Source organism: Peribacillus sp. FSL M8-0224 (assembly GCF_038003055.1).
Classification (GTDB): domain Bacteria; phylum Bacillota; class Bacilli; order Bacillales; family DSM-1321; genus Peribacillus; species Peribacillus frigoritolerans.
The window spans coordinates 2,442,955-2,463,452 of the sequence record NZ_JBBOOJ010000001.1 but is presented as its reverse complement, the minus strand read 5'-3'; the positions used below and the strand labels follow the sequence as shown (position 1 = coordinate 2,463,452).

The following is a 20,498-nucleotide window of genomic DNA, read 5'->3' as shown; positions in this document are numbered from 1 at the left end:
GATATTACTAGAATAGGAGGGACGATGATGGAGAACCTATTAGAAGTCAACGATTTACAAATCACCTTCCATACTTATGCAGGTAAAGTGCAAGCGGTTCGCGGTGTGAACTTTGGCGTGAAAAAGGGGGAAGCCGTTGCGATTGTTGGGGAGTCCGGATGCGGCAAAAGTGTTACAGCGAAATCTATCATGAGATTATTGGAAACACCCCCGGCAGAGTATGGAAAAGGGTCGATAAACTTTGGCGGTAAAGACCTTCTTAAAATGAGTGAAAAGGAAATGCAGAGGATTCGCGGGAATGAAATCAGCATGATTTTCCAGGATCCGATGACTTCGCTCAATCCAACGACAAAAATCGGCAGCCAGATCATGGAAGGCATTTTAAAGCATAATAAAAACATGTCCCGAAATGATGCATACGAACGGGCGTTGGAAACACTGAAACTAGTAGGTATCCCACAGCCGGAAAAAAGAATGCAGCAATATCCGCATGAGTTTTCAGGTGGTATGCGCCAAAGGGCAATGATAGCGATGGCCCTTGCTTGCGAACCGAAATTGCTGATTGCCGATGAACCTACAACTGCATTGGATGTAACGATACAAGCGCAAATATTGGAACTGATGAAAGATATCCAACGAAGAATGGATACTTCCATCATTTTAATCACTCATGATTTAGGTGTGGTTGCGGAAACTTGTGAACGGGTAGTCGTCATGTATGCAGGCAAGGTTGTGGAGACGGGTACGGTAGATGCTATATTTTCAAACCCGCAGCATCCTTATACAAGAGGTCTGCTTAAAACGGTGCCAAGGCTGGATATGGAAAAAACGGCTCCGTTGGTTCCGATTATCGGATCACCACCGGATTTATTGGATCCGCCAAAAGGATGCCCATTTTACCCAAGATGTGAATCAGCAATGAAAGTGTGCAAAGACCATGATCCGGAGCTTGAAGTAGTGGAAGAAGGTCAGACAGCCGCATGCTGGCTGCACCACCCGATGGCCAAGTCAGCGCAGGTACAAGCACCGACTAATGTATAAAGGAGGAGAACCAATGGTTTCACTGAAAAATAAGGCCTTAAAAGAAAAGACATACAACGAAAATTCTCCTCTTGTTGAAATAAAGAATCTGAAGAAGCATTTTCCTATCGGTTCTCAATCGCTGAAAGCGGTAGATGGTTTGGATCTCAAAATCTATCCAGGGGAAACTGTCGGTCTTGTTGGGGAAAGCGGTTGCGGTAAGTCGACTGCAGGTCGTACAATCACTCGATTATATGAACCGACAGATGGAGAAGTTCTTTTTCAGGGGAAAAATATTTTCGATTACAAACCCGGGGAAATGTCACATATCCGCCGTGAAATACAAATGATTTTCCAAGATCCTTACGCATCCTTGAACCCAAGGATGAAGGTGGAGGAATTGATTGGGGAACCACTTGCCATTCATGGGATATCAAAAGGTAAAGAGCGAAGAAAACGGGTGGAAGACCTGTTAAAGCTGGTTGGTTTAAGTCCGGAACATATCACTCGTTTTCCGCATGAATTCAGTGGCGGACAACGCCAGCGTATTGGAATTGCAAGGGCCTTGGCTTTAAATCCTAAATTCATCGTTTGTGATGAACCAATCTCTGCCTTGGATGTTTCGATACAGGCCCAAGTGGTCAACTTATTAAAAGAACTGCAAAAAGAAATGGGATTGACTTATTTATTCATCGCGCATGATTTATCGATGGTCAAGTATATTTCAGATCGTATTTTAGTCATGTACCTTGGAAGAATGATGGAACTTTCGGATAGTGATTCTTTAACGAAAGATCCGCTACACCCATACACACAGGCCTTGCTATCCGCAGTGCCGATACCAGACCCGACTATTAAACGGGAAAGGATCGTCCTTAAAGGCGATGTACCAAGTCCGATCAATCCGCCGAGCGGCTGTGTATTTCGGACGCGCTGCCCTAAGGCGATGGAGATATGCTCCAGTGCTGTACCTGAATGGAAAGAACAAAAACCAGGACATTTCGTTGCTTGTCATTTATATTGGTAAACAAAAAAACCAGTTGCATTTGCGACTGGTCTTTTTTTACACATTTATGTAAAATATTTTTAGAATAGAAACGATTATCAAATTATTTATCAGCATGTCAAAATAAAAAACTAGGAATCTGAAAATAAAACATATAAAATGTAATTATATGTAAATATAAAATTCTGTTGAATGTTTCAATTTGTGAGAGAAGGAGGGACTGTTATTGTATTCCACGATAACTAGTGAGATTGTCGATCGTGTCATGATTGTTACTCTTAATCGTCCAGAGAGAATGAATGCTTTCAATGAAAAGATGTGTGAGGAGATGATTCGCGCTTTTAATGAAGCGGATGAAAATGATGAAGTAAGAGCCGTCATATTAACTGGCGCTGGGGATGCTTTTTGTGCTGGAATGGATTTGGAAAAAGGTGCAGAAACGTTTATGGATCACACTCCTTTGGTTGAATATCGCGATGCAGGAGGAATGTTGTCATTACGGATTTTTGAGATGAAGAAACCTATGATAGCTGCCATTAATGGAGCGGCAGTCGGGATTGGGATAACAATGACTTTGCCCATGGACATTAGAATTGCTTCAACAGATGCAAAGATGGGTTTTGTATTTGCAAGGCGGGGGATAACGATGGAGGCATGCAGCGGCTGGTTCTTGCCTAGACTTGTTGGAATGGGCAAAGCTTCCGAATGGATTTTTACCGGCAGGATGATTACGGCCAGTGAAGCATATGAGGGAAGGCTGGTAAACAAGATCGTCGAGCCAGAAGAATTGATGTCTGCAGCAATGGAGATTGCGACAGACATTGCGGAAAATACATCTTCCGTCTCTGTGACGCTATCCCGGCAGTTAATGTGGTCCATGCTCGGTGCGAACCATCCTGTTGAATCACACAAAATAGAATCGAAAATGATTCATTGGACCGGAAAACAAGCTGATGCACTAGAAGGAATCGAAGCTTTTCTCGAAAAAAGGAAAGCAGATTTCAAAATGAAAAGCAGCACGGATATGCCTCCGTTTTATCCGTGGGGAACGGATCGAACATATGAAGCGGATAAGAAATGAATGAATGGTAAAGTCGATATCGAGGGCTTCGGAAGTGCTTGATAATTTTTACTTTTCGGATAAATTAGGGTTTCTTTTCTTAGTGTGTTATACTAGGTTTACCATTTACTAAACTTGTTTCATGTTCCCTATTCCCTGTGAATAGGGTTTTTTTATGATTGTTTTTTTGATCAAAAAAAACAGACCCTACAAGTAGGGTCCGTTATATATTGTATTTAAAATTATGCTTTTTGAACGTTAGTAGCTTGGGGTCCACGTTGACCTTGCTCAACTTCAAAAGTAACTTCTTGACCTTCGTCTAATGATTTGAATCCTTCGCTTTGGATAGCTGAGAAATGTACGAATACATCGTCTCCGTTTTCGCGTTCGATGAAGCCAAATCCTTTTTCTGCGTTAAACCATTTTACTTTACCTTGTTCCATTGTTGTTGCCTCCTAGTGTGAATCCACACATTGTGTTACTACCCTTGCTCAATCATTAGACGAAAAGTTTTTCACTTATCAATCTTCCCGAACAAAAATAATTCTTTTTAAATATAACAGATAATGTCGGAATCTGCAAGCTAACAAGGAAAGATTATTAATGTATACAGAAAATGAACAATTCTTAATACCCTTTTTTGTAATCAAGTAAATTTGTTGAAGGTGTTTTACCATTTACATAGTCCTTTAAATTCGGCATGAAAATATCCTGAATTAGCCTTTGGTCGTAAAATTCCGTATTTCCGGATGTGTGCGGCGTGATGATTACGTTGTTCAACTCCCATAAAGGGCTATTCTCAGGAAGTGGCTCCGTTTCAAACACATCAAGACCAGCACCTGCAATATCTTTGTCCTTAAGTGCTTGAATCAATTCGTTTTGAATGACCAGGTTTCCCCTTCCTATATTAATGAAAAATGCGGAGCGCTTCATTAACTTGAATTCGTTTTTACCGAACATATTCCTTGTTTCTGGGGTCAATGGTAATGTCACGACAATATAATCACACTTAGGAAGAAGATCAATCAATTGTTTTTGTGTGAACATCTCATCTACGAATTCTTCTGATTCACCGGAATGGCGCATCCCTAATACGGTCATGCCAAAAGCCTTGGCAATTTTGGCGGTTTCCTTTCCGATTTTCCCGACACCGATGATTCCTATGGTCTTTTCATGAATTTCTTGCTTCATATGTGCGTGATGCCAGGTCTTTGTCTGCTGTTGCTTAATATATGTATCTATTTTTCTTGTTAAGGCAAGCATTAATGCGAAAATAGTCTCTGAAATGGGATACGCATGAACGCCGTTTGCAGTTGTAATCTGAACATTCTTTTGTTCTAAATTTTCCAGGGGTAAAGCATTCACTCCTGCGCTCCATGTCTGGATCCATTTAACATCGCTTGCAGCAATCGATACAGACATTTCCGCTTTCCAGCCTGCGATCACTTCTGCATCGGCAATATGATCTCTCCATTTTTCCGGAGATCTCCCAGTGATAACAGTCCACTCGGGAATCAATTCTTGGATCTTCTGTAATAAGATTTCATTCAAATTTTGGCTTATTATGAGTTTTCTTTTTGGCATAATTACCCTCCTGGATATTTTTTCTGAATTATACGTAAGTTTCGATAATATTTCAATTGGGAAGGCGATTGCTTACCAATCTTGCTATAATACTAATAATCAATGGAATGGGGTGTAATCATGAACGTGAAAGAGATATATGGACAGCTGCCTGCCCTGGAATCAAAACGATTGATCATGAGGAAAGTCACCATGAATGATGCCGAAGACATGTTCGCTTATGCATCCAACAATGAAGTTTCCCGTTACGTCACATGGGAAGCCCATCGTTCCCTAAGTGATACAAAAGATTTTATCCGATTTATCCTTCAAAATTATGAGGATAAGAAAATCGCTCCATGGGGCATAGAACACAAGGAAAGCGGTAAGTTGATTGGCACCATTGATTTTGTTTCATGGCAGGTTGACCATCATAGTGCGGAAATAGGGTATGTGCTTGCACCAGAATATTGGGGGAGTGGCTTGATGACGGAGGCAGCCCAAAAGATAATCGCCTTTGGCTTCGAAAATATGAATCTAGTTCGAATACAAGCAAGGTGCTTCGTTGAAAATTCAGGTTCAGAGCGAGTCATGCAAAAGGCTGGTATGTCTTTTGAGGGAATCATAAGAAAAGGAATGTTCGTCAAGGGGAAGCATCAAGACCTAAAGCTATATTCCATTATAAAATGATGGCTGCGAAGTCAGCTGATTAAAGGGAAAGTAATAAGAAAAATATACATTGTTTGCGAAGCGTGAATTTCTGTTGTTGATTATGATGGATATGGGAAAGCCAAAAACAAACAATATGTGCAAATATTGAATCAAAAACTATACAAAACGTCTAATGTAAAAAGTCGTTTTGAAAAATATAATGAAACTATGAAATCGTGTTGAAATGGAGGGTTTATTTAATGACAGTTATCAATGAAGTAGAAACGTTGAAAAATTATATCGGTGGCAAATGGGTTGATTCCACAACTTCGAAACATGAACAAGTGCCTAACCCGGCAACAGGAGAAGCATTGGCAATCGTACCCCTTTCAACTAAGGAAGATGTAAACCAAGCGGTGGAGGTTGCTAAAAAGGCGTATAAAGAATGGAAAAAGGTCGCCGTTCCAAAAAGAGCTCGCTTCTTATTCCGTTACCAGCAATTACTGATTGAACACTGGGATGAGCTTGCAAAGCTGGTCACTATCGAAAACGGAAAAAGCTATACAGAAGCATATGGTGAGGTTCAGCGCGGGATTGAATGCGTGGAGTTCGCAGCAGGTGCCCCTACCTTGATGATGGGAAGTCAGCTTCCTGATATTTCCCCAGGCATTGAATCTGGCATGTATCGTTATCCAATGGGTGTCGTTGCCGGGATTACGCCGTTTAATTTCCCGATGATGGTGCCATGTTGGATGTTCCCGCTGGCAATAGCTTGTGGAAATACGTTTATCTTAAAACCTTCAGAACGGACACCGCTTTTGGCCAACCGTCTCGTGGAATTATTGACAGAAGCCGGTGTTCCGGATGGTGTTGTCAATATTGTCCATGGTGCCCACGATGTCGTGAATGGGATTTTGGAACATGAAGACATTAAAGCGGTATCATTTGTGGGATCCCAGCCTGTCGCAGAGTATGTATACAAAACGGCAGCTGCCAATAAAAAACGTGTCCAGGCTTTATCGGGTGCGAAAAATCATTCGATCGTCATGCCTGATGCAGATTTGGATAATGCCGTAACGAACATAACGAATGCAGCTTTCGGATCTGCAGGCGAGCGCTGCATGGCTGCATCAGTGGTTGTTGCGGTGGGAGAAGTGGGAGATACGCTCGTTGAGAAATTAAAGGCTGCAGCGGATAACATCAAGATTGGAAATGGAATGGATAAGGACGTTTTCCTGGGACCTGTAATCCGTGATACTCATAAAAAAAGAACAGAACAATATATTGAAATCGGGGAAAAAGAAGGAGCTGTCCTCCTTCGTGATGGCAGGAATGAAGGCGATCAGGAAAAAGGCTATTACGTTGGACCGACATTATTTGATCATGTAAAAACAAACATGAAAATATGGAGTGATGAAATTTTTGCTCCTGTCTTATCCATAGTACGAGTTAATACTCTTGAAGAAGCAATTGAATTGACCAATCAATCCGAATTTGCCAATGGTGCCTGCCTCTATACGGATAGTGCAAAAGCCATCCGGGAATTTCGCGAAGAAATTGATGCAGGGATGCTTGGCATTAACCTTGGGGTACCCGCGCCAATGGCATTCTTTCCATTTTCCGGATATAAAAGTTCGTTTTATGGGGACCTTCATGCCAATGGGAAAGACGGCGTGGAATTTTACACCAGAAAGAAAATGTTAACGGCAAGATACTGATAGGAAAAAGGGGGTCGGCGCAATTTGTGGTCGGCCTTCCTTTATACATTATTTTAGGAGGAGTGTAGCTTATGCAGGTTGAAAAACAGGGTCAGGATCTTAAAGCGATGGATGGTAAGTATGTGTGGCATCATATGAAAGGGGCTGAACCCACCCCTGGTGCAATGGTGATTAAAAACGGTCAAGGAGCATGGATTACGGATGTTGATGGGAATCGCTTCCTGGATGGGATGTCTGGTTTATGGTGTGTCAACGTCGGTTATGGCCGCACGGAACTGGCTGAAGCAGCTTACGAGCAGCTGAAGGAACTTCCATATGCCCCTTTAACGAATAGCCACATCCCGGCTATTAAGCTAGCGGAGAAATTAAATGAATGGCTTGGTGGGGATTATGTGATTTTCTTCTCTAACAGCGGTTCAGAAGCCAATGAGGCGGCCTTTAAAATTGCGCGGCAGTATCATCAGCAAAAGGGTGAACATGGACGCTATAAATTCATTTCGCGTTATCGCGGCTATCATGGCAATTCAATGGGGGCCCTGTCAGCTACCGGGCAGGCACAGCGGAAATATAAATACGAACCTCTCGCCCCAGGGTTTCTTCATGTATCACCGCCAGATTCTTACCGAAATCCAGAGGATGAAAGCGGTGAAAAAAGTGCAGCGGAAATTGAACGTACCATTACATGGGAGCTGAGAGAAACGGTGGCTGCGGTCATCATGGAACCAATCATCACCGGGGGCGGAATTTTGATGCCGCCCGATGGATATATGAAACGTGTCAAAGAAATTTGTGAGAAAAATGGTGTCCTTCTCATTTCGGATGAGGTCATTTGCGGGTTCGGCCGTACTGGTAAGAAATTCGGATTTATGAACTATGATGTAAAACCAGACATCGTAACAATGGCTAAAGGAATCACGAGCGCTTATTTGCCATTATCAGCTACTGCCGTCAAACGTGAAATTTATGAAGCGTATATTGGCTCAGACGTTTATGACCGCTTTCGGCATGTAAATACATTTGGCGGCAATCCTGCTGCCTGTGCCGTCGCTTTGAAGAATATTGAAATATATGAAAATGAAAAACTAATAGAACGGTCCAAGGAGTTAGGGCTACGCTTTCTGCAAGAGTTTGAAGAAATCAAATTTCATCCCAATGTTGGGGATGTACGCGGGAAAGGTTTGTTGGTAGGCATTGAACTAGTGGAAGATAAACTGACAAAACAGCCGATCGAACTTTCCAAAATCAATAAAGTCATTGCTTCATGCAAAGAAAAGGGGCTGATCATAGGGAAAAATGGCGATACAGTAGCAGGTTTCAATAATATCCTGACTCTTGCTCCCCCGCTTAGTATAACTGAAGAGGATTTCGCATTCATCATAGCGACGGTAAAGCGAACGTTAGCTGAACTATGAAAATAAAATAAAAAAACAGAATATTCAACAATTTTACGCGTGTGCCTGTTGATACACATAACTTGCTTTTTAAATGAGGCTGATACGTCAGTTTTAGCGCCGTTCGGAACTTTGAACGGTGCTTTTGTCTATGATCAAGGAAGAATAAGAGGTAAAGGAATCTAATAGAAATTATAGGCGATATTTTGGAATCGTTTTCCTTGCTTAGTTATAGCGGATGTTCGAAAATGGAATGATAAGGAGTAGTGATAGAATATCTAAATTATCCGGCAGAAGAGGTGAGGGACATGAATAATGAAGATATAACAAAAAAATTAACATTACATATCCCTGAAATTTTAGGGAGTGGGAATTTTTCAAAGTATGCTGTATTGGTACCGCTAATAGAGAAAGAAGGTGGAATTCATGTTCTTTTCGAAGAGCGTTCACACAAACTGAGGAGGCAGCCGGGGGATATATGTTTTCCGGGCGGGAAAATAGACAAGCTGGATCATGATGAACAGGCTGCTGCCCTAAGGGAAACATATGAGGAACTTAATTTGCGAAAAGAAGATATCGAAAACGTCTTTCCAATCGATTATTTGGTATCTCCATTCGGGATGATTGTCTATCCTTATGCAGGATTTGTTCGTAACCATCAACGGATAATACCTAATCCAGCTGAGGTAGAAACCATTTTTACGGTCCCGCTTTCCTTTTTCATGGAAAAACCGCCAGAAATTTATCATGTGGAATATAAAGTGGAACCGCATGCAAACTTCCCCCATGATTTAGTCGTTGGCGGGGAGAATTATAAATGGCAGCCAAAACAGATGGAAGAGTATTTTTACTTATATAATGGTCGGGTAATCTGGGGAATGACAGCGAAAATCCTTACCCATTTTATTGAAATTCTTCGTTAGACCCTTCTAAAGCACCTTTTTTTTTCGGTCTATTTCTATTAAACTTTAATTATGGTAAAAGTTAGGTTTTTAATAGAAGCGGGGGGATGAGTGGATGAAGTATAGTTTTGAAGTACTTGAAAAAGAACGGGAAATGGCAATGGCTGCACTAGTCAACTTTAATGAAAACCGCGAATACTATGATGAAACCAAAGATCAGGAACTTAAGCTGGCATACTACAAAGATGGTTCCTTGGACCGGGAAGGATTGAAGGACCTACTTGTGGCAACCCATAAAAACCAGCTGAACTACTCACCGCATCGTCATGTTTACCCATGGGTGGACTTACAGGAAGATGGCCAGCTAAAAAGTCTGTATTCCGGTAAAGGGATGGATCCTGCACAAGTGATTGAGGAAGATATCCGTATACTGGAAGTGTTGTCAAGAGGTATTGAATCAACAAATTCGGAGAATATTCTCGTTAATTGTGAACATGTAGTACCTCAATCATGGTTCGATAAAAAAGAACCGATGAGGGGGGATTTGCATCATCTGTTCGCCTGTGAACCAACGTGTAATAGCAGCCGGAGTAACTATCCATACCATGATTTTGAGGATTATATCCCTGAAAGATCGGCTGCCGGTATAAAAGCGGGTTGCGGGAAATCAGACGAAAGTAAATTCGAGCCCGAATACGGAAAAGGGATCGTGGCGAGGGCAACTTTGTATTTTTTACTCAGATATGAGGGAATCATCGATAGCGGCAAAATCGACCTGGCACTGCTTTTGGAATGGCATCGGCTTTTTCCCGTCAGCACTTATGAAAAACATAGAAACCTCGCTATACATGAAATGCAGGGTAATCGTAACCCATATATAGATTTTCCCGAAATGGCAGAGAATTGGAATTAAAGTAGGGCATAAAAAAGAGGATTGAAGCTGCAGTTAAAGCTTCAATCCTCTTTTATTATGAATTATAAGAATTTAACGCAAACAGGGAAGGGAACTTGAACATCCTTTTGCAATAATGTTAATTTTCCGTCATGCTCATTCCGGGCATATAGTGTCAAGTTTCCTGATTGTTCATTAGAAGCGATCAGAAATTTTCCGCTAGGGTCCAATGAAAAATCACGCGGCCAATGTCCTTCGGTGGAAACCAGCTGCACGAATGCCAGTTTGCCTGTTTCTTGATTGATTTCGTAAACGGCAATACTATCATGTCCGCGGTTTGCGGCATATATGAATCGCCCGTCATCAGAAATATGAATGGCGCTTCCTTGGTTATTTTCCTTGAAATCTTCCGGGACGGTCCGTACCGTTTGCAATTCAGAAAAACTACCGGTTTGACTATCGAAGCTCAAAACAATCACTTCTGGTACAAGTTCTGCCATGACATAAGCAAATTTACCGTTTGGGTGGAAGGTCAGATGCCGTGGTCCGCTGCCGGGAGCAACAGATAAGCTGTTTACTTCTTCCAAAACCCCATTATGTATTTTATAGGTTATTACTTTATCTATTCCGAGGTCGACAACAGCAATGAACCTTTCATCCGGCGTGAAACCAGCGAAGTGAGTGTGTGCTTTTTCCTGACGTTCTTCATTCGGTCCATGCCCTTCATGTTGAACAGTTGATGATACAGGCAAAGGTGTCGCATCGTCATGAAGCGGATATGATTCAATCACGCCTTCTCCATAACTGGAAGTGACCAAAACCTGTTTCTTGCTGTCGACACTTATATGGCAGGAAGAGCCATTTGGTGTAAGTTGTTTGCCTAAGAAGGTAAGCTCACCTGAATCTTCATTAATCGAATAGGCTGAAACTCCACCGCTACCCGCTTCTTTTAAAATGGCGTAGAGATTCTTTTTGTCCTGGCTGATGGCGACATAAGTCGGATCGGTCAATTCTGCTGCAAGAACCGGTGTGCTGAGCTTTCCTTCTGCTGTATCTAAAGTAAATCGGTAAATACCTTCGCTGTTTCCTTTTGTGTAAGTGCCTATGTATCCAATGATGTTCTGTTGATCATGTTTTGCCATATTTATCTCCTCCAAGAAAGAATTGTGTTTATTTTTATTTTAACATAGATGATGCGCATATATCCTTTTCCCATTTTATGTTGAGTCGGAACCTTTTTCTTTTAGAATTTTTTTGGGTGATAAGAAAAAAACCCGCCTAGCGGGTTAATTTAAATCGACTGGCTTTGATGCTTCGATGGGTATATGCCTAAACTCAGAAACGGAAAATAAACCCTGATCCGTCAGTTTGATTTCAGGGATGACTGGTAGCGCCAAGAAGGCAAGTGTAAGAAAAGGGTTGAAATGCCTGTTAGCACCGAGTTTCAATAAGGCTTCATCGATGTGCTTCAATGAATGGACCACATCCATATAATTGCATTCACTCATCAATCCAGCTATTGGAAGGGGAAGGGAAGCTAGTATTTCCCCATTTTGGATTACAGTCAATCCACCCTGCATTTTTTTGATTTCCTTAGCTGCCAGAAGCATATCCTGGTCATTCGTTCCGGCAATGATCAAATTATGTGAATCATGAGCTACTGTCGTGGCAATGGCTCCTGATTTCAACCCGAGCCCTTTGACGATTCCCAGGCCCACTTGTTTGGTCATATGATGCCGTTCAATAACAGCAAGTTTTAGATGATCAACATGTTCGGAGAACTGAAATAGACCATCATGATTAAGTGTGACCGGTTCAATCGAATGCTTTGTAATCAAGCTGTTTGGAGTTATCTCAATAATATTAGCGAACTCATTTTTAATAGGTATCGCGAAATAATCTCCGGTTATTTCATGAAATTGAACAGAGTGCTTCAACCCGTCGGTAATAACCTGTTTCTCATCAGCTGGATAGTTAAGCAATCGATTATTTTGTACCATAAGCTTTCCATCTTTGAAGACCGAATGGAGGATGACTGAATCAAGATCATCCAGTAGTAGGAAGTCTGCCTTGTATCCAGGTGCAATTGCACCATGTTCCTTTAATCCAAAGCATTCTGCTGCATTAATGGTCGCCATTTGAATGGCGGTAATTGGCGGGACACCTGTTTCTATGGAAAGTCGAACGTTGTGATCGATACTTCCTTCAGAAACTATATCATCTAGGTGCCGGTCATCGGTGACGAATAAACAACGGCGGGAGTTCTTCTCATTAATAACTGGAATCAGGTTAATTAAGTCTTTGGCGACGGTGCCTTCCCTGATCATAAGATACATTCCTTTACGCAGTCTTTCTTTTGCCTCTTCCGCTGTAGTGCATTCATGATCTGTTTTAATGCCTGCACTTAGATAAACATCGAGCTGTTGTTCAGATAATCCAGCTGCATGACCATCGATGCTTTTGCCCAGTCTGTTTGCATCGTATATTTTTTGCAGCATATCCTCATCTGTATGTGAAACGGCAGGGAAATTCATTACTTCGGCTAATCCAAGCACTCTCGGGTTTTGATAAAAGGAAATTAAATCTTCACTTCTTAAGACAGCACCAGAATGTTCAAACTCCGTAGCAGGTACACAAGAGGGCATCATGAAGTAAAAATCAAAAGGAAGTTGATCGGATTGTTCAATCATATATTCCATGCCCTTCTTGCCAGAAACATTGGCAATTTCATGAGGATCTGCAACGATGCAGGTCACACCATGTAAAAGGAGGATTTTTGCAAGTTCATAAGGCCTGACCATCGATGATTCTATATGAACATGGCCATCAATGAAGGAAGGGCATACGAATTTTCCTGAAGCATCGATTTCCGAAGTACCCTCATAATGCCCAATTCCAGCAAAATAACCATCGGTGATCGCAATGTCGCCAGTATAGATATCACCATTGAATACATCTATGATTTGCCCGTTCTTAATGACGCAATCTGCAGGTGTTCTTCCTGATGCAACGTCAATTCTCCTTTTAAGCAAGTTTTTTTTCATATTCGTAACCCCTTTGGCCATATATAACCGGTTAATATTTCACTTTTTCCGTATTGGTTTCCCATGTTCGGAATGGTAAATCGTGGTCATTAAAAGACAATTGTTTCATTTTAATTGTACGGTTTTCCATTGGCAAGGCAAGTTCTTGGTAGATAAAGTGATCATCAAAGCCAATAACTGCAGCGTCTTCTTTAGTGCATGCGTAATAAATGGCTTTTGGACGTGCCCAATAAATAGCACCGATGCACATGGGGCATGGCTCGCAGCTAGTGTAAACTTCACAATCTGTAAGCTGGAAGCTGTCGAGATTCCTGCATGCATCACGAATCGCCTGTACTTCGGCGTGCGCTGTAGGATCGTTGGCCGTTGTCACATTATTACATCCTCTGCCTACGACTTTGCCATCTTTTACGATAATAGCACCAAAAGGACCTCCGTTCTTCGCCAATACATTTTCATTTGCAAGTCGAACGGCCATTTCCATGAATTTTACATCCACTAAAAAACACCCCTTCATATATTAATAACCCAAAAGTGTTAATGTTACGTTTATTAACGTAAATATAATAAACAATATACCATATGTCTGGGGAAATGGAATATTATTTTCTGAAAATAAGGAAAATTCAGTTCGTATTAAAATATATGAACTGCAAACAAATTGGTTTAAAAGAATTTTTACAAATAGTAATAAAACTGATATTGTTAGAAGAAAATCATTGAGATTATGAAGGTGAAGTGCATGGGGTTTTTGGGAGTTCTTTTACCGATATTCGGTATTTTTGTTTTAGGGTTCATCGGTCAGAAAAAGTTTAATCTTGATACAAAATCGATTTCCACGATGGCATTATATTTAATGTCACCTTTTCTCGTGTTCCGGACTTTTTATTCCGCAGAATTTACGATTAATTATTTTTACCTGTTCTTATTCACGATAGTACTTTGCCTTTCTCTCATACTGGTAGTCTACATCATATCTTATTTTCGCAATTATACAGTCACTGAGACAAGCGGCATGATATTGGCATCTGCATTCATGAATAACGGAAATTACGGAACACCCGTCATTTTCCTGTTATTCGGAGCCGCAGGACTCGATTATGCAATCATCCTTATGGTGGGACAGCAGTTAGTGATGTGCACGATCGGCATTTATTTCGCAGCAAAGGGCAGCCCGGAAGGTAACGGAGTTCAAACAGCGATTAAAGCGGTATGTCGAATGCCAATTGTTTATGGAGCCATTGCCGGTATAATATTTCAGTTCGGTAACGTACCTTTAAGCAATTCGGTCATGGAAGCTATTAACCTTGTTGCAAATGCAGCGATCCCCACAATAATGATTACACTGGGAATGCAGCTGGCCAACATTTCCCTGAAAAAAATAGCCTATCGGAAGCTATCAGTTTCGCTGCTACTTAAACTTGCCGTGTCACCTGCCATTGCCTTCCTGCTATCTCTTGCCCTGCCAGTGGGTGATATGGTCAGGCATATCATGATCATCGTAGCTGCAATGCCAACGGCGGCCAACACTACGATGTATGCGCTCCAATTCAACACGGAGCCTGAATTCGTATCAAGTGCTACGTTCATAAGTACATCATTAAGCCTTATTACGCTTCCAATCATATTTTTCTTTGTATTATAGGAGATTATGATTCTAATTATGTGGGCAAACTTATTATATACAAGAAGCGGAAGCATCCTGGTAATTAAAAGAGGGATCCGGATGGATTACCTTTGACCTCGCGGTTAGTGAACGACTTGTGGACTTGGATTTAGGTGTCCAAACATTTTCATTTAAAATTAAAGGGCAAGCTTGTTAAACTGGCGTTTACTTTTTTAATGCCTGTATTTGATTGGAGGGGTTTTATGTTCCAGACTAAAATTAAACTGACTAATACTGGAAAGATTGATGCCATTTTAAAGGGAATCGTTCTGAAAACCTATGAAGAATCACTGGAAGAAAAACTCTTACTATGCATGGAGTGCGGTGATGTCGATTTTTATATCGCGTATTCAAATAATGAGGAACTTCAGGATGCGATAAATGAAAACTTTGAAATTGATGAATATGGCGAAATCGTGAAAATAGATGAACATCAGGAACTTATGGATGATTTATACGATTATTTCTTGATCATACATAAGGAAAGTGATTTGTTTGATTTTTTTTCAGCAGGTCCATATACCCACAATGGGAAAACCCGTGAATCGGATACGGATATGCTGGCGCCAAGGGGTTTATATTCAGCCCCATTTAAAGACGCGATAAAGGAATGATGAAAAAGACAGCGATAGCTGTCTTTTTGTATTTTTAAGAGCTTATTAAGCCTTCGGGAAATAAATGTATTTTTACAAAAAGAGGGAATTTTTTTATGGGATATCAGTTTAAATTTATCAGTTTTATGAAATATAGCAATAATATCATGAAATATAATATCATTTTAACAATTTAAAGTTTATATGGTAATTTTAAGAAATATTATATATAATAAAAATGTGAATATTGAATATATTATTTGAATTACTAGTTTAAAATAACAATAAAAATGGACTTTTCACAATGAATTATGAAATATTGGGAAATAATTTTTGCAGAAAGGATTATACATAAGATTTGTTTCGAGTTAAGAGAGTGATATATTACGCTTTTAGAATTCTGATTATTATAAATTTTCAGTTTTAGACAGGGGGCTAATTATGATAGTTTTTGACCGAGTGAACAAGTATTATGGCGATTTCCATGTATTGAAAGAAATTGACCTAACAATCAAAAAAGGGGAAGTGGTAGTGGTCATCGGACCTTCCGGATCAGGAAAAAGTACACTGCTCCGATGCATTAATCGTCTAGAGACCATTTCGCAAGGATCCCTTTCAATAAATGGGTTAAATGTAGCGGATAAAAAGACGGACATAAACAAACTCCGTCGGAATATCGGTATGGTTTTCCAGCATTTTCACTTGTATCCCCATAAAACCGTGCTTGAGAATATCATGCTTGCTCCAAGGAAAGTCCTGGGACAATCCGAAGAGGAAGCGAAAAAGATTGCACTGAAGTATTTGGACAAAGTGGGGATTGGAGATAAAGCAAATTCATTTCCTTCCCAGCTTTCAGGTGGACAGCAGCAACGGGTAGCTATTGCCAGAGGTTTGGCAATGGGACCGGAAATCATGCTTTTTGATGAACCTACCTCAGCCTTGGATCCGGAAATGATTGGCGAGGTACTGGATGTAATGAAAGCACTTGCCCATGAAGGAATGACGATGGTAGTGGTCACGCACGAAATGGGATTTGCCCGTGAAGTGGCGGATCGAATCGTATTCATGGACGAAGGCAGTGTTTTAGAAGAGGCAACACCGGCTGAGTTTTACGCCAATCCTCGTGAAGAGAGGGCTCGTTTATTCCTTAGCCGTATATTAAATCATTAAATAAAAAACAGGGGTGAATTACATGTTGAAGAAAAAGAAATGGTTAAAATTATCTTTGCTATCATTACTGGCTGTCATTTTATTAGCTGGATGCGGCGGGGGGAACGATTCAGACAAAGCTGAAGAGGGTGGAGGCAAAGACAAAGAAAAAGATGTTCTCGCACAAGTGAAGGAAAAGGATAAGATCGTTTTTGGGGTGAAAAATGATACAAGACTATTCGGTTTGAAGAATCCTAGTACTGGAGAGGTTGAAGGCTTTGATATTGATATTGCCAAAGCTCTTGCAGCAGAAATCCTTGGTGATGAGACTAAAGTTGAATTTAAAGAAGTGACTTCTAAAACCAGGATGGCCTTATTGAATAATGGTGATATCGATGCGATTGTAGCGACCATGACAATCACGGAAGATCGTAAAAAAGAAGTAGACTTCACAGATGTTTATTTCGACGCAGGACAATCTTTGTTAGTTAAAAAGGGCAGCGATATCAAGGGTATTGATAGTTTAAAAGGGAAAAAGGTATTGGCTGTCAAAGGCTCTACTTCTTCCATAAATATCCGTGAAAAAGCTCCTGAAGCACAAGTGCTTGAATTTGAAAACTATTCCGAAGCGTTCGCTGCACTTAAATCCGGACAAGGGGATGCATTGACAACGGATGATTCCATCCTTTATGGAATGGCAGATGAAGATCCGAGTTATGAGCTTGTTGGCGGTACATTTACGGAAGAACCTTATGGTATTGCCGTGAAAAAAGGAAATGCTGAATTTGTTGAAGAGTTGAATAAAGCCCTTAAGTCTCTTAAAGATTCAGGCAAGTACGATGAAATCCATGATAAATGGATTAAACATTAAACATTTTAGCAAATGGATATGGGAAGCTGACCTTAAATAACATTTGTCTGTGAGGATGAGCGTTTTGCTCATCCTTACTAGTTAAAGGAGTGTATGCCGTGCTTGATTTCTCCATTTTAACAGAGAATCTGGATATGTATTTATTAGGCTTTAAAAATACGATCATGTCGAGTTTGGTCGCGTTGATAGCGAGTTTGATTCTTGGGGTGCTAATTGCCATCATGCGGATTGCACCATTAAAGCCACTAAACTGGCTGGGTACCGCCTATGTTGAGTTCATTCGGAACATCCCGTTATTGATCATTACCTTTTTCTTCTTTCTCGGTCTTAAACTAAGCGGGCTATACGCAGGTACATTAGCCTTGACCATTTACACTTCATCTTTCATAGCTGAGGCAATTCGAGCAGGCATACTTTCTGTGCCAAAGGGTCAAATGGAAGCTGCCCGTTCATCAGGTCTGACTTATGGACAGGCAATGAGGCTCGTCATTCTGCCGCAGGCCGTTAAAATAGTCATTCCTCCTTTAGGAAACCAATTTATCAATCTAGTAAAGAATTCTTCCATTTTGGCCGTTGTTGCAGGACTCGATCTTATGTACCACGGGGACTTGATTTCTTCAAGGACATTTGTCGTGTTTGATGTGTACATTTTCGTGGCAGCGTTTTACTTAATTCTTACCATTCCTTTAAGTTTTGGCGTTGGTTATTTGGAAAAACGTCTGGCTAAGAGTAATTGAGGGAGGTATAAGATATGGATTTTGCAGGTGCCTATACACCAGATAATCTTAAGTTTTTATTAGAAGGATTTTGGGTAACGCTCCAGGTAGCTTTTATATCCATTATTCTAAGTTTCATTATTGGCGGTCTTGTAGGTATAATCCGATACGCAAAAGTGCCGGTGTTATCACAAATATTAGCTTTGATTGTAGAAACTGTACGTAATTTGCCTCTGTTATTAATCATATTTTTTACGTATTTTGCTTTGCCGGAGATACGGATTAAACTGGAAATCATTCCAGCAGCCATAGTTGCCTTGACAATTTTCGAGTCAGCCATGCTTTCTGAAGTCATTCGAAGTGGGCTAAAATCCATTGATAAAGGCCAAATGGAAGCTGCCCGTTCATCAGGTTTGAGCTATACACAGGCATTGATACATATTATTCTGCCCCAAGCGCTGCGCCGCATGGTTCCTCCTATTGTCAGCCAATTCATTTCTTTATTAAAGGACACCTCTTTAGCTGTTGTCATCTCTTTACCGGAGCTGACGCATCATGGTCAAATCATATATGGACAAAGTCAAAAGTATTTAATACCGATTTTGATCCTGGTGGCTCTCATGTATTTCATAGTTAACTATAGCCTTTCTTTGGTAGCCCAGAGACTTGAATTGAAACGAACCTAAAAAAACGACTCAGAAATGAGTCGTTTTCTATTTGTCTAGGAGATTCGGAAGTGTCTCACCCTCAACCTTGTTTTAAAACTTGTTTATACTCCATGATCCATACAGTCAGCGGAAAAGGAGCGGAGTTCTGAAATCGACTGGAATAATATTTAAGAAGCAACCGTAGGCTGGACTCATTCTAAACGAGTTTAAGACTAGGTTATCTTTCATGATTTTATAACTGTAATCCTTAATGGATGGAAGAAATTTGCGGCACTCCTGCCGAATAACTGGCTAGCCGAGACCCCACAGGCGCTTGTGCCGAGGAGGCTTGGCAGACAGTCAGCGGAAAAGGAGCGGAGTTCTGAAATCGACTGGAATAATATTTTAAGAAGCAACCGTAGGCTGGACTCATCCCAAACAAGTTGAAACTAAGTTATCCTTCATGGTTCTATACTGTAATCCTTAATGGATTGAAGAGATATACGACACTCCTGCCGAAATACTGGCTAGCCGAGACCCCGGAGACGTTTACTTTGACGCGGCTTGGCAGATAGCCGTCGGAAAGGGAGCGGACCTCTGGAATCAACTCGAATATTACATGATGAATGAGTACACAAAAAATGAATCTTTTGCTTTTAATAACCGTATATATAAAGGAAGAAAGAAGGTGGAATATATGTCGGAAATTAAAAGAAGCAATAGCAAAGCGATTGTATCATTGATCATGGGGGTATTATCCCTGTTTATTCCAATCATCGGCATCATATTAGGTATTTTAGGGTTAATATTTGCATCGAAGAGTAAACAAGAAATGAACCTTACTGGTGAATCTGGAAATGGTTTAGTGACAGCTGGAAAAGTGTGCAGCATTATAGGAATAATCTTGAATGTTCTCATGATTTTGATTTTCATGGTGTTTTTTTATTTCGTAGTCAATACGGACATATCAACCTATTGAATGTAAGTATTAACTTGACAAACAAAGAAAAGTAATTTAAACCTATATAAAATGGAAATTCATGTTATAATTATTATAAATATCTAAATATTGTATGAAGGGATGATATTTTGACCATTCAAATCTTTGAGTACCCAGCCGTATTCTATTATGAAAAGCACCCGTTGATTATCGACTCTTTTTCCGTTCAAGTTTGTTTCCCGGATTTTAGGCGAGAAGGAATTATTTCTTCCGTTAGCGGTAGGAATCGGGTAGATGCCTTAGCTTGTGCTCAAGAACTGTTGGAATCCATGGTCGAACATTTTATACACGATAAAAAAACAATCCCGGATGCAAGCGAAATGGAAAAGGTGAATCTGGATCGGGGAATTAATATATGTGAGGCTGCACCCTTCAGAATTGAAATAGAAAATATCACATATGAAAAATAAAAAAACCTTGCCGGTTAAAGGACAAGGTTTTTATTTTGGATTACTTGAATTTGTAACCCGGAATGTCAGACCAGTACATACATATTATTTTTTTAGTAAGCTGAAGTCGATAGTGATAATAGTGCCACTTCATAAAATATAAAAAAACCATCAATACCTGTAAAAGGAATGATGGTTTTTAGTTTCACTAAAAAATTCG

General features: G+C 40.5%; 21 protein-coding genes. 16 read left to right on the top strand and 5 right to left on the bottom strand.

The window, feature by feature from the left end:
* Nucleotides 1-27: 27 nt before the first annotated feature.
* The 3 genes from MKX49_RS11835 to MKX49_RS11825 all read left to right on the top strand — a co-directional run bounded on the left by MKX49_RS11835 (nt 28) and on the right by MKX49_RS11825 (nt 3,107).
* Nucleotides 28-1,041 (top strand): ABC transporter ATP-binding protein, encoded by a 1,014-nt coding sequence (locus MKX49_RS11835; protein ID WP_340876560.1) that lies wholly within the window; start codon nt 28-30, stop codon nt 1,039-1,041.
* Nucleotides 1,042-1,054: 13 nt separating this feature from the next.
* A complete protein-coding gene (locus MKX49_RS11830; RefSeq protein ID WP_095393125.1) occupies nt 1,055-2,047 on the top strand; it encodes an ABC transporter ATP-binding protein in 993 nt (330 codons plus the stop codon).
* 205 nt (nt 2,048-2,252) lie between these two features.
* On the top strand, nt 2,253-3,107 hold the full coding sequence (locus MKX49_RS11825; RefSeq protein ID WP_323597119.1) for a crotonase/enoyl-CoA hydratase family protein: 855 nt from the start codon (nt 2,253-2,255) through the stop codon (nt 3,105-3,107).
* 221 nt (nt 3,108-3,328) lie between these two features.
* On the opposite strand, the gene MKX49_RS11820 is transcribed toward MKX49_RS11825, so the two are convergent.
* Both MKX49_RS11820 and MKX49_RS11815 read right to left on the bottom strand, forming a co-directional pair.
* The gene (locus MKX49_RS11820) at nt 3,329-3,529 is read right to left on the bottom strand and encodes a cold-shock protein (protein ID WP_029714163.1); all 201 of its coding nucleotides are present in this window, start codon (nt 3,527-3,529) and stop codon (nt 3,329-3,331) included.
* A 184-nt stretch (nt 3,530-3,713) separates the two neighbouring features.
* Nucleotides 3,714-4,670, bottom strand: a complete 957-nt coding sequence (locus tag MKX49_RS11815; protein WP_340876559.1) for a D-2-hydroxyacid dehydrogenase — start codon at nt 4,668-4,670, stop codon at nt 3,714-3,716.
* Nucleotides 4,671-4,790: 120 nt separating this feature from the next.
* Here MKX49_RS11815 and MKX49_RS11810 point away from each other — a divergent pair, with 120 nt between their 5' ends.
* The 5 genes from MKX49_RS11810 (at nt 4,791) to MKX49_RS11790 (ending at nt 10,224) form a co-directional block, all read left to right on the top strand.
* The gene (locus MKX49_RS11810) at nt 4,791-5,339 is read left to right on the top strand and encodes a GNAT family N-acetyltransferase (RefSeq protein WP_048687106.1); all 549 of its coding nucleotides are present in this window, start codon (nt 4,791-4,793) and stop codon (nt 5,337-5,339) included.
* Between the two features lie 221 nt (nt 5,340-5,560).
* Complete coding sequence (locus tag MKX49_RS11805) at nt 5,561-7,018, top strand: CoA-acylating methylmalonate-semialdehyde dehydrogenase (protein ID WP_048687107.1); 1,458 nt, start codon at nt 5,561-5,563, stop codon at nt 7,016-7,018.
* A gap of 71 nt (nt 7,019-7,089) precedes the next feature.
* Nucleotides 7,090-8,430: an aspartate aminotransferase family protein gene (locus tag MKX49_RS11800; protein WP_340876558.1), complete on the top strand. Its 1,341-nt coding sequence runs from the start codon at nt 7,090-7,092 to the stop codon at nt 8,428-8,430.
* 287 nt (nt 8,431-8,717) lie between these two features.
* Nucleotides 8,718-9,332: an NUDIX hydrolase gene (locus MKX49_RS11795; RefSeq protein WP_340876557.1), complete on the top strand. Its 615-nt coding sequence runs from the start codon at nt 8,718-8,720 to the stop codon at nt 9,330-9,332.
* A gap of 94 nt (nt 9,333-9,426) precedes the next feature.
* Nucleotides 9,427-10,224, top strand: coding sequence for an endonuclease I family protein (locus MKX49_RS11790; RefSeq protein ID WP_095393134.1), 798 nt, complete (start codon nt 9,427-9,429; stop codon nt 10,222-10,224).
* Between the two features lie 62 nt (nt 10,225-10,286).
* On the opposite strand, the gene MKX49_RS11785 is transcribed toward MKX49_RS11790, so the two are convergent.
* The 3 genes from MKX49_RS11785 to MKX49_RS11775 form a co-directional block, all read right to left on the bottom strand.
* Nucleotides 10,287-11,345 (bottom strand): lactonase family protein, encoded by a 1,059-nt coding sequence (locus MKX49_RS11785; protein WP_098865140.1) that lies wholly within the window; start codon nt 11,343-11,345, stop codon nt 10,287-10,289.
* 144 nt (nt 11,346-11,489) lie between these two features.
* Nucleotides 11,490-13,247, bottom strand: a complete 1,758-nt coding sequence (gene ade / locus MKX49_RS11780) for an adenine deaminase (RefSeq protein WP_340876556.1) — start codon at nt 13,245-13,247, stop codon at nt 11,490-11,492.
* A gap of 31 nt (nt 13,248-13,278) precedes the next feature.
* The gene (locus MKX49_RS11775; protein ID WP_340876555.1) at nt 13,279-13,764 is read right to left on the bottom strand and encodes a nucleoside deaminase; all 486 of its coding nucleotides are present in this window, start codon (nt 13,762-13,764) and stop codon (nt 13,279-13,281) included.
* A gap of 225 nt (nt 13,765-13,989) precedes the next feature.
* On the opposite strand from MKX49_RS11775, the gene MKX49_RS11770 reads away from it, so the two are divergent.
* From MKX49_RS11770 to MKX49_RS11735, 8 genes are all read left to right on the top strand, one after another.
* Nucleotides 13,990-14,892 (top strand): AEC family transporter, encoded by a 903-nt coding sequence (locus MKX49_RS11770; RefSeq protein ID WP_323597084.1) that lies wholly within the window; start codon nt 13,990-13,992, stop codon nt 14,890-14,892.
* A gap of 224 nt (nt 14,893-15,116) precedes the next feature.
* On the top strand, nt 15,117-15,527 hold the full coding sequence (locus MKX49_RS11765) for a hypothetical protein (RefSeq protein ID WP_340876554.1): 411 nt from the start codon (nt 15,117-15,119) through the stop codon (nt 15,525-15,527).
* 420 nt (nt 15,528-15,947) lie between these two features.
* A complete protein-coding gene (locus tag MKX49_RS11760) occupies nt 15,948-16,676 on the top strand; it encodes an amino acid ABC transporter ATP-binding protein (protein ID WP_340876553.1) in 729 nt (242 codons plus the stop codon).
* A 22-nt stretch (nt 16,677-16,698) separates the two neighbouring features.
* A complete protein-coding gene (locus tag MKX49_RS11755; protein ID WP_048687121.1) occupies nt 16,699-17,526 on the top strand; it encodes a transporter substrate-binding domain-containing protein in 828 nt (275 codons plus the stop codon).
* 98 nt (nt 17,527-17,624) lie between these two features.
* A complete protein-coding gene (locus MKX49_RS11750; protein ID WP_048687123.1) occupies nt 17,625-18,263 on the top strand; it encodes an amino acid ABC transporter permease in 639 nt (212 codons plus the stop codon).
* A 14-nt stretch (nt 18,264-18,277) separates the two neighbouring features.
* Nucleotides 18,278-18,928 (top strand): amino acid ABC transporter permease, encoded by a 651-nt coding sequence (locus MKX49_RS11745; protein ID WP_034307000.1) that lies wholly within the window; start codon nt 18,278-18,280, stop codon nt 18,926-18,928.
* Between the two features lie 658 nt (nt 18,929-19,586).
* Nucleotides 19,587-19,868, top strand: a complete 282-nt coding sequence (locus MKX49_RS11740) for a DUF4190 domain-containing protein (protein ID WP_063577730.1) — start codon at nt 19,587-19,589, stop codon at nt 19,866-19,868.
* Nucleotides 19,869-19,978: 110 nt separating this feature from the next.
* Nucleotides 19,979-20,299 (top strand): type II toxin-antitoxin system HicB family antitoxin, encoded by a 321-nt coding sequence (locus MKX49_RS11735; protein WP_048686335.1) that lies wholly within the window; start codon nt 19,979-19,981, stop codon nt 20,297-20,299.
* Nucleotides 20,300-20,498 lie beyond the last annotated feature (199 nt).

Excerpts from the sequence above, each read along its gene's own strand:
- MKX49_RS11760 (WP_340876553.1), top strand. The coding sequence starts at position 15,948 with ATGATAGTTTTTGACCGAGTGAACAAGTATTATGGCGATTTCCATGTA.
- MKX49_RS11815 (WP_340876559.1), bottom strand. The coding sequence starts at position 4,670 with ATGCCAAAAAGAAAACTCATAATAAGCCAAAATTTGAATGAAATCTTA.
- MKX49_RS11770 (WP_323597084.1), top strand. The coding sequence starts at position 13,990 with ATGGGGTTTTTGGGAGTTCTTTTACCGATATTCGGTATTTTTGTTTTA.
- MKX49_RS11830 (WP_095393125.1), top strand. The coding sequence starts at position 1,055 with ATGGTTTCACTGAAAAATAAGGCCTTAAAAGAAAAGACATACAACGAA.
- MKX49_RS11835 (WP_340876560.1), top strand. The coding sequence starts at position 28 with ATGGAGAACCTATTAGAAGTCAACGATTTACAAATCACCTTCCATACT.
- MKX49_RS11765 (WP_340876554.1), top strand. The coding sequence starts at position 15,117 with ATGTTCCAGACTAAAATTAAACTGACTAATACTGGAAAGATTGATGCC.
- MKX49_RS11790 (WP_095393134.1), top strand. The coding sequence starts at position 9,427 with ATGAAGTATAGTTTTGAAGTACTTGAAAAAGAACGGGAAATGGCAATG.
- ade (WP_340876556.1), bottom strand. The coding sequence starts at position 13,247 with ATGAAAAAAAACTTGCTTAAAAGGAGAATTGACGTTGCATCAGGAAGA.
- MKX49_RS11810 (WP_048687106.1), top strand. The coding sequence starts at position 4,791 with ATGAACGTGAAAGAGATATATGGACAGCTGCCTGCCCTGGAATCAAAA.
- MKX49_RS11785 (WP_098865140.1), bottom strand. The coding sequence starts at position 11,345 with ATGGCAAAACATGATCAACAGAACATCATTGGATACATAGGCACTTAC.
- MKX49_RS11745 (WP_034307000.1), top strand. The coding sequence starts at position 18,278 with ATGGATTTTGCAGGTGCCTATACACCAGATAATCTTAAGTTTTTATTA.
- MKX49_RS11755 (WP_048687121.1), top strand. The coding sequence starts at position 16,699 with ATGTTGAAGAAAAAGAAATGGTTAAAATTATCTTTGCTATCATTACTG.
- MKX49_RS11800 (WP_340876558.1), top strand. The coding sequence starts at position 7,090 with ATGCAGGTTGAAAAACAGGGTCAGGATCTTAAAGCGATGGATGGTAAG.
- MKX49_RS11795 (WP_340876557.1), top strand. The coding sequence starts at position 8,718 with ATGAATAATGAAGATATAACAAAAAAATTAACATTACATATCCCTGAA.
- MKX49_RS11740 (WP_063577730.1), top strand. The coding sequence starts at position 19,587 with ATGTCGGAAATTAAAAGAAGCAATAGCAAAGCGATTGTATCATTGATC.
- MKX49_RS11820 (WP_029714163.1), bottom strand. The coding sequence starts at position 3,529 with ATGGAACAAGGTAAAGTAAAATGGTTTAACGCAGAAAAAGGATTTGGC.
- MKX49_RS11775 (WP_340876555.1), bottom strand. The coding sequence starts at position 13,764 with ATGAAGGGGTGTTTTTTAGTGGATGTAAAATTCATGGAAATGGCCGTT.
- MKX49_RS11805 (WP_048687107.1), top strand. The coding sequence starts at position 5,561 with ATGACAGTTATCAATGAAGTAGAAACGTTGAAAAATTATATCGGTGGC.